This is a genomic window from Streptococcus danieliae (genome assembly GCF_009767945.1).
Classification (GTDB): domain Bacteria; phylum Bacillota; class Bacilli; order Lactobacillales; family Streptococcaceae; genus Streptococcus; species Streptococcus danieliae.
The window spans coordinates 1-449 of record NZ_WSRS01000212.1 but is presented as its reverse complement, the minus strand read 5'-3'; the positions used below and the strand labels follow the sequence as shown (position 1 = coordinate 449).

Genomic DNA, 449 nt, shown 5'->3' with positions numbered 1-449 from the left:
GGCAGCGATTGATGCTCGTGATGACTTAACAGCTGAAGAGAAAGCAGCAGCGAAAGCAGAAGTAGACTCTGAGGCAGCTAAGGCTAAGGACGCAGTCGATGTGGCTACCGACCAAGCAGGTGTTGATGCGGCTAAAGATTCTGGTACAAATGCAATTACAGCAGTTAATCCAGAAGCAGTAGCGAAACCAGCAGCCAAAGAAGCTATCGACAAGGCGGCAGCGGATAAGAAGGCGGCAATTGATGCCAGTAACGATCTAACTCAAGAAGAGAAAGATGCAGCTAAGTCATCTGTTGATGCAGAAGCCAACAAGGCTAAAGCAGCGATTGATGCAGCTAAGACTTCTGAAGAAGTTCAAACAGCAGCGACTGCAGGTATTACTGCAATCCAAGCGATCAATCCAGTAGCAGAGGTTAAACCAGCAGCGAAAGCGGCAATTGATGAAGCAG

Annotated in this window: 1 protein-coding gene; it reads left to right on the top strand. The window is 48.1% G+C overall.

Annotation, left to right across the window (positions count from 1 at the left end):
• Nucleotides 1–449, top strand: a 449-nt coding sequence (locus E5983_RS09505; protein WP_160333527.1) for a DUF1542 domain-containing protein, incomplete at both ends; no start/stop codon positions are given.